Origin of the sequence: Pseudomonas sp. K5002, from assembly GCF_013386655.1 — a bacterium.
GTDB lineage: Bacteria > Pseudomonadota > Gammaproteobacteria > Pseudomonadales > Pseudomonadaceae > Aquipseudomonas.
In genome coordinates this window covers 1-7377 of record NZ_JACARK010000246.1, presented here as the reverse complement: position 1 = coordinate 7377, position 7377 = coordinate 1, and the positions used below count along the sequence as shown (strand labels likewise).

Below are 7377 nucleotides of genomic sequence, written 5' to 3'. Positions count from 1 at the left end.
GCTCGCGAAAGCGGTCTGTCAGTTGATGCATTCGGTGGCTGATCCACCGCTTTCGCGAGCAAGCCCGCTCCCACATTTGATTCGGTTCCTGCAGGGCGTCGTGCGGTGTGTCTTAGCCGCGCTTGGTCAGGCCCATCTTCACGCGGCCTTCAGCCGGGGTCATGACCCGCGCACCCAGGCGGCTGAGGATCTCGCTGGCGCGTTCCACTAACTGGCCGTTGGTCGCCAGCACGCCCTTGTCCAGCCACAGGTTGTCTTCCAGGCCGACCCGCACGTTGCCGCCCAGCAGCACTGCTTGCGCCGCCATCGGCATCTGCATGCGACCAATGCCGAAGCCGGCCCACACCGCGTCAGCCGGCAGGTTGTCGACCATGGCTTTCATGGTGGTGGTGTCGGCCGGTGCGCCCCACGGGATGCCCAGGCACAGCTGGAACAACGGGTTGTCGAGCAAGCCTTCCTTGATCATCTGCTTGGCGAACCACAGGTGACCGGTGTCGAAAATCTCCAGCTCGGCTTTAACGCCCAGCTCTTGAATACGCTTGGCGCCAGCCCGCAGCTGGGCCGGGGTGGAGACGTAAATGGTGTCGCCATCGCCGAAGTTCAGGGTGCCGCAATCGAGGGTGCAGATTTCCGGCAGCAGCTCTTCCACGTGGGCCAGGCGGGTCAGCGGGCCCACCAGGTCGGTGTTGAGCCCGAATTCCATGGGGTTCTCGCCGCCACCGATTTCCAGGTCGCCACCCATGCCGGCGGTGAGGTTGACGATGATGTCGACGTCCGCCTCGCGGATGCGCTCCATCACTTCGCGGTACAGCGCCACGTCGCGGCTGAACTTGCCGGTCTCGGGGTCACGTACGTGGCAATGCACCACGGTGGCACCGGCCTTGGCTGCTTCCACCGCCGCGGCAGCGATTTGTTTCGGAGTGACCGGCACGTGAGGGCTTCTGGCGGTCGTGTCGCCAGCACCGGTGAGTGCGCAGGTGATGATGACGTCGTGGTTCATGAGGCAGGTTCCTTACAGGCGTGATTTTCAGGCGTAGTCATACCGTTCGCAGCCGGGAGCGGCTGCGAAACGGTGATTCAAGACAGGTTATTTGCTGGTCAATTGCAGGTTGGCTGCGGCGGGTTTGCCGTCGAAGGTGGTCACGCCTTCCAGCCAGCGCTGCTGGTCTTGCGGGTGATCCTTGAGCCATTGCCTGGCCGACTCGAAAGCGTCCTTGTGATCCAGCAGCGGCTGCATCATTCGGCTCTCGTCGGCGGCGGTGAAGGTCAGGTTGCTGAGCAACTTGTGCACGTTGGGGCATTGCTCGGCGTAGGTCGGCGAGGTGACGGACCAAACGGTGGCCATGCCTTCGTTCGGGCCCAGCGCGTCATCACTGCCGGTGAGGTAAGTCATCGCCACGTTGACGTTCATCGGGTGCGGCGCCCAGCCGAAGAACACCACGGCCTCCTTGCGGCGCACGGCGCGGTCGACGGCGGCGAGCATGCCGGCCTCGCTGGATTCCACCAGTTGGAACTTGCCCAGGCCAAACTGATTCTTGGCGATCATCGCCTTGATCTGGGTGTTGGCGCCCGAGCCCGGTTCAATGCCGTAGATCTTGCCGCCCAGTTCTTTTTCAAACCTGGCGATGTCGGCGAAGGTCTTCAGGCCCTTGTCGGCCAGGTAAGTCGGCACCGCCAGGGTCGCGCGGGCGTCTTCCAGGGACGGCTTGTCGAGCACCTTGACCTGCTTGGCGTCGACAAACGGGGTGATGGTCTGGGTCATCAGCGGGTTCCAGTAGCCCAGGAACATGTCCAGGCGCTGGTCGCGAATCCCGGCAAAGATGATTTGCTGGGACGCGCTGGTCTGTTTGGTCTTGTAGCCGAGGCCGTCGAGCAACACTTGAGTCATGGCACTGGTGGCGATTACGTCGGTCCAGTTCACCACGCCCATGCGCACGTTCTGGCAAGAAGCCGCATCGGCTGCCATGACGTTGGTGCTCAAAATGGCGCTGGCGCTGAGTGCGAGCACGCAGCGGCTGATCAGTCGGTTCATGGTGGTTCCCTCGGCAGGTGTTATTGTGGGTTCCGGCGTCTTTGTGCACCGTGCAGCCAAGTTACGCAGCTTGGTCCCCGACAAAACGCACGGCGGCGACCAGCTCTTGCACTGCAGCGACCTGCCCCCTTGAATGACCGATTGAACTGGCGTATCACAGTGACCACGCTGTCCGTCCTACGAGAGCGCTCCATGTCCCAGGATTTCTACTTTCTGCTGATGCCGGGCTTCTCCGCCATCGGCTTTATTTCCGCGATCGAACCTTTACGTGTCGCCAATCGTTTTCGCGGCGAGCTATACCGCTGGCACGTCTTGAGCGCCGACGGCGGCGCGGTGCTGGCGAGCAATGGCATGTCGGTCAACGCCGACGCCGCACTGGAACCGCTGAAGAAAGGCTCGACCTTACTGGTGGTGGCCGGCTTCGAACCGCTGAAGTTCGCCACGCCCGCACTGGAACACTGGCTGCGTCGCCTTGATCACGACGGCGTGACCCTCGGCGCCATCGACACTGGCGCCTGCGTACTCGCCGAAGCCGGCCTGCTCGACGGCCACCGCCTGACCCTGCACTGGGAAGCCATCGACGCCTTCAAGGAATCTTATCCACAGCTGACGGTAACCCAGGAGCTGTTCGAGATCGACCGCCGGCGCATCACCTCGGCGGGCGGCACCGCGTCCATCGACCTGATGCTCGACCTGATCAGCCAGGCTCACGGGCCAGAGTTGGCGATCCAGGTGTCCGAGCAATTCGTGCTCGGCCGCATCCGCCCGCGCAAAGACCACCAACGCATGCAGATCGCCACGCGCTACGGCATCAACAACAAGAAGTTGGTGCAGGTGATTGGGGAGATGGAACAGCACACGGAACCGCCGTTGAGCACACTGGCGCTGGCGGAGGCGATCAAGGTCACGCGGCGGCAGTTGGAGCGCTTGTTTCGGCTGCACCTGAACGACACACCGAGCAACTTCTACCTGGGTTTGCGCCTGGAAAAGGCTCGGCAGTTGTTGCGCCAGAGCGACCTGAGCGTGCTGGAGGTGAGCATCGCCTGCGGGTTTGAATCGCCGTCGTATTTCACCCGCAGCTACCGGGCAAGGTTTGCCAAGTGCCCAAGGGAAGATCGGCGCCGGGAAGCGGTATGAGCACTGCTTTTGAGAACAGCGAAGATTAAATGTGGGAGCTGGCTTGCCTGCGATAGCGGTGTTTCAGTGCCAGATGTACTGGCTGATACACCGCTATCGCAGGCAAGCCAGCTCCCACAGTAGATATGGGGTGTGGCTTATTTCTTCAGCAGGGCTGAACACGCGGCCTTGTAAGCCTCATGCTGATACTTGTTCAGCGTCGCCGGCAGGGCAAAGTCGTGTTTCTTGTTCTGCGCATTGATGGTCTGCGGCGACAGCAGCGTCACTTCAACGCCCTCCAGCAACTGAAACACACCTTCAATCTTGAACGTGGTCGGGCCACCGGCGAATTCGCCTTTCTTGCTGCGCTTCTTGATGGCGATGCGGCTGATGCCGTTTTCCCGCACAAACGCGCTGACCTGAGCGGCGAAGGCCTTGACGTTGGCCGCCTCATCATCGTCTTCAAGGGCGATTTTCTTGGTGGCCAGAGCGACGTGGCCCAATGCCTGACCGTCGAGAGAGGCGACAGCAATAATGGCTTCGCTGCCTTTGATTTCGATGCCGCAGATTGTCATGAATAGCCTTGGTTCTGAGTAAAGAGTGGAGGGGATTGTCGCTTATTCCTGCCCAATCGACTCCAAAAACTCCGACCGTTCATCACTCATCCGCGCCAGACAATCATTCTGCTGGATCGCATATGCCTTGCTTCCCGCCACTGCCGGAAAGGTATCTACGGCGCAATCCGCATCACGTAACTTTTCCCACTTCTGCTGGGCATCCTTCAGACGAGCGGTAATGTCCGCCAGCTGCGTCTTGTTGCTGCCATAGGTCGAACCCATGCGTTCCAGCAAGCCCTGGTAGTTATCCTTGAGCAGTTGTTCGGCGGTGGTTTTGTTGTAGGTGGCGCATTCCAGGGTTTGCTTGTCGTTCTCGATGCCATCGCAGGGCGTGCTGTCGGTGTCTTCAGCGGCGTGTACGCCGGTTGCGATGAGTGCCAAAGCCAGGAAAATCGATTTCATTGCGCCGTCTCATATCAGTTGATGAGCAAATTCTGGCTCAAGCGTAAGACAAAGAACAGACACCCGTCAGAGATGTCATGTTGGCCTTTGTCGCGGATTGACGCTTTCGGCAATTCCCTTGTCGTTTTTGCACCCGGCTCCTTCTGCCCCGGGGCATATGCTGGCCCCAAAGCGCCGGCAGACGATTCGGCGCATGAATCGCCAATAAGGGGACGCCTGATGAGCCCAGCCGAATTGCACGCCGACAGCATCGTTATCGACGGGCTGATCATTGCCAAGTGGAACCGCGACCTGTTCGAAGACATGCGCAAGGGTGGCCTCACCGCTGCCAACTGCACCGTGTCGGTATGGGAAGGGTTCCAGGCCACCATTAACAACATCGTGGCCAGCCAGACCCTGATTCGCGAAAACAGCGACCTGGTGATCCCGGTGAAAACCACCGCCGATATCCGTCGCGCCAAGGAACAGGGCAAGACCGGCATCATCTTCGGCTTCCAGAACGCCCACGCGTTTGAAGACCAACTCGGCTACGTCGAGATCTTCAAGCAGCTCGGGGTTGGCGTGGTGCAGATGTGCTACAACACCCAGAACCTGGTGGGCACCGGCTGCTATGAGCGCGATGGCGGCCTGTCGGGCTTCGGTCGCGAGGTCGTCGCCGAGATGAACCGCGTCGGCATCATGTGCGACCTGTCCCACGTGGGCTCCAAGACTTCCGAAGAAGTCATCCTCGAATCGAAAAAGCCGGTGTGCTACTCCCACTGCCTGCCTTCAGGCCTCAAAGAGCACCCGCGCAACAAGTCCGATGAAGAGCTGAAGTTCATCGCCGACCACGGTGGCTTTGTCGGCGTGACCATGTTCGCGCCGTTCCTGGCCAAGGGCATCGACTCGACCATCGACGACTACGCCGAAGCCATCGAATACACCATGAACATCGTGGGCGAAGACGCCATCGGCATCGGCACCGACTTCACCCAGGGCCATGGCCAGGATTTCTTCGAAATGCTGACCCACGACAAGGGCTACGCCCGCCGCCTGACCAGCTTCGGCAAGATCATCAACCCGCTGGGCATCCGCACCGTGGGCGAGTTCCCGAACCTCACCGAGACCCTGCTCAAGCGCGGCCATCCCGAGCGCGTGGTGCGCAAGATCATGGGCGAAAACTGGGTCAACGTCCTGAAGGACGTCTGGGGCGAATAAGCCACCACTCACGCCTCTTTTCCCCCAACCTTATGCGTTGGGGGCTTACCAAAGCATTTTCCGGAGTTAAGTTTCCATGGCCAAGATCGCCCCTCAATTGCCTATCGAAGTCGACAGCGAAACCGGTGTCTGGACCTCCGACGCCCTGCCGATGCTGTACGTGCCGCGCCATTTCTTCGTCAACAACCACATGGGGATCGAAGAAGTTCTGGGCAGCGAGGCCTACGCCGAGATCCTCTACAAGGCCGGCTACAAATCCGCCTGGCACTGGTGCGAAAAAGAAGCTGAATGCCACGGCCTGGAAGGCGTCGCAGTGTTCGAGCACTACATGAAGCGCCTGTCGCAGCGCGGCTGGGGCCTGTTCAAGATCCAGGACATCGACCTCGATAAAGGCACCGCCAGCGTCAAGCTCGAGCACTCGGCATTCGTCTACGTGTACGGCAAGGTCGGGCGCAAGGTCGACTACATGTTCACCGGCTGGTTTGCCGGCGCGATGGACCAGATTCTCGAAGCCCGCGGCAGCAAGATCCGCACCGTTGCGGAACAGGTCTACGGCGGCTCCGAAGAGGGCCACGACGACGGCCTGTTCACCGTCAAGCCGTTGTAAGTCGAGGACCCTGCCATGGCTTTCGAAGCAATGTTTGCGCCGATCCAGATCGGCAAACTGACCATCCGCAACCGCGTGCTCAGTACCGCCCACGCCGAGGTGTATGCCACCGACGGCGGCATGACCACCGACCGCTATGTGAAGTACTACGAAGAGAAAGCCAAGGGCGGGATCGGCCTGGCGATCTGCGGCGGTTCTTCCAGTGTCGCCATCGACAGCCCGCAAGGCTGGTGGAAGTCGGTGAACCTGGCGGATGACCGGATCATCCCGCACTTCCAGAACCTGGCCGACGCCATGCACAAGCATGGCGCCAAGATCATGATCCAGATTACCCACATGGGCCGTCGCTCGCGCTGGGACGGCGAGCATTGGCCCACGCTGCTGTCGCCCTCGGGCATCCGCGAGCCGGTGCACCGCGCCACCTGCAAGACCATCGAGCCTGAAGAAATCTGGCGGGTGATCGGCAACTACGCTACCGCTGCGGCACGGGCCAAGGCCGGTGGCCTGGACGGTGTGGAGCTGTCGGCGGTGCACCAGCACATGATCGACCAGTTCTGGAGCCCTCGGGTCAACAAACGTACTGACGAATGGGGCGGCAGCTTCGAAAACCGCATGCGTTTCGGCCTTGAGGTGTTGAAGGCGGTGCGCAAGGAGGTCGGCCCGGATTTCTGCGTCGGCATCCGTTTGTGCGGCGACGAATTCCATCCGGACGGCCTGTCCCACGAGGACATGAAACAGATCGCCAAGTACTACGACGACACCGGCATGCTCGACTTCATCGGCGTGGTCGGCTCGGGGTGCGACACCCACAACACCCTGGCCAACGTTATCCCGAACATGAGTTATCCACCGGAGCCGTTCCTGCACCTGGCGGCCGGCATCAAGGAAGTGGTCAAGGCCCCGGTGCTGCACGCGCAGAACATCAAGGACCCGAACCAGGCCACGCGCATCCTGGAAGGCGGCTACGTGGACATGGTCGGCATGACCCGCGCCCACATCGCCGACCCGCACCTGATCGCCAAGATCAAGATGGGCCAGATCGACCAGATCAAACAGTGCGTCGGCGCCAACTACTGCATCGACCGCCAGTACCAGGGCCTGGATGTGCTGTGCATCCAGAACGCCGCCACTTCCCGTGAATACATGGGCGTGCCGCACATCATCGAGAAATCCACCGGGCCAAAACGCAAAGTCGTGGTGGTGGGGGCTGGCCCGGCCGGGATGGAAGCGGCGCGGGTGGCTGCCGAACGTGGCCACGATGTGACGCTGTTCGAGAAGAAAGAATTTATCGGCGGGCAAATCACCACTGCATCGAAAGCCCCGCAGCGTGACCAGATTGCCGGGATCACCCGCTGGTTCCAGCTGGAACTGGCGCGCCTGAACGTCGACCTGCGCCTGGGCGTGGC

At 61.1% G+C, this 7377-nt stretch carries 8 protein-coding genes; 4 read left to right on the top strand and 4 right to left on the bottom strand.

Annotated elements, in window-relative coordinates:
- Nucleotides 1-112: 112 nt before the first annotated feature.
- Both HX846_RS13040 and HX846_RS13035 read right to left on the bottom strand, forming a co-directional pair.
- Nucleotides 113-1000, bottom strand: coding sequence for a 3-keto-5-aminohexanoate cleavage protein (locus HX846_RS13040; RefSeq protein WP_178965519.1), 888 nt, complete (start codon nucleotides 998-1000; stop codon nucleotides 113-115).
- A gap of 87 nt (nucleotides 1001-1087) precedes the next feature.
- Nucleotides 1088-2032 (bottom strand): choline ABC transporter substrate-binding protein, encoded by a 945-nt coding sequence (locus tag HX846_RS13035; protein ID WP_003216926.1) that lies wholly within the window; start codon nucleotides 2030-2032, stop codon nucleotides 1088-1090.
- A gap of 192 nt (nucleotides 2033-2224) precedes the next feature.
- Between HX846_RS13035 and HX846_RS13030 the strand changes: the two genes are divergently transcribed.
- Nucleotides 2225-3169 (top strand): GlxA family transcriptional regulator, encoded by a 945-nt coding sequence (locus tag HX846_RS13030; RefSeq protein WP_003216927.1) that lies wholly within the window; start codon nucleotides 2225-2227, stop codon nucleotides 3167-3169.
- A 137-nt stretch (nucleotides 3170-3306) separates the two neighbouring features.
- Here the strand turns inward: HX846_RS13030 and HX846_RS13025 are convergent, their stop codons facing one another.
- Nucleotides 3307-3723, bottom strand: a complete 417-nt coding sequence (locus tag HX846_RS13025; RefSeq protein ID WP_102604375.1) for a DUF3010 family protein — start codon at nucleotides 3721-3723, stop codon at nucleotides 3307-3309.
- 42 nt (nucleotides 3724-3765) lie between these two features.
- Entirely contained in the window at nucleotides 3766-4167 is a 402-nt protein-coding gene (locus tag HX846_RS13020) for a lysozyme inhibitor LprI family protein (protein WP_003216930.1), read from the bottom strand.
- Between the two features lie 219 nt (nucleotides 4168-4386).
- Between HX846_RS13020 and HX846_RS13015 the strand changes: the two genes are divergently transcribed.
- The 3 genes from HX846_RS13015 to dgcA all read left to right on the top strand — a co-directional run.
- Entirely contained in the window at nucleotides 4387-5364 is a 978-nt protein-coding gene (locus tag HX846_RS13015) for a dipeptidase (protein ID WP_003216932.1), read from the top strand.
- Between the two features lie 76 nt (nucleotides 5365-5440).
- On the top strand, nucleotides 5441-5971 hold the full coding sequence (locus HX846_RS13010; protein ID WP_008430647.1) for a DUF5943 domain-containing protein: 531 nt from the start codon (nucleotides 5441-5443) through the stop codon (nucleotides 5969-5971).
- Nucleotides 5972-5986: 15 nt separating this feature from the next.
- A partial coding sequence (gene dgcA / locus HX846_RS13005) for a dimethylglycine demethylation protein DgcA (RefSeq protein WP_178965518.1) occupies nucleotides 5987-7377 on the top strand: 1391 nt, incomplete at its 3' end.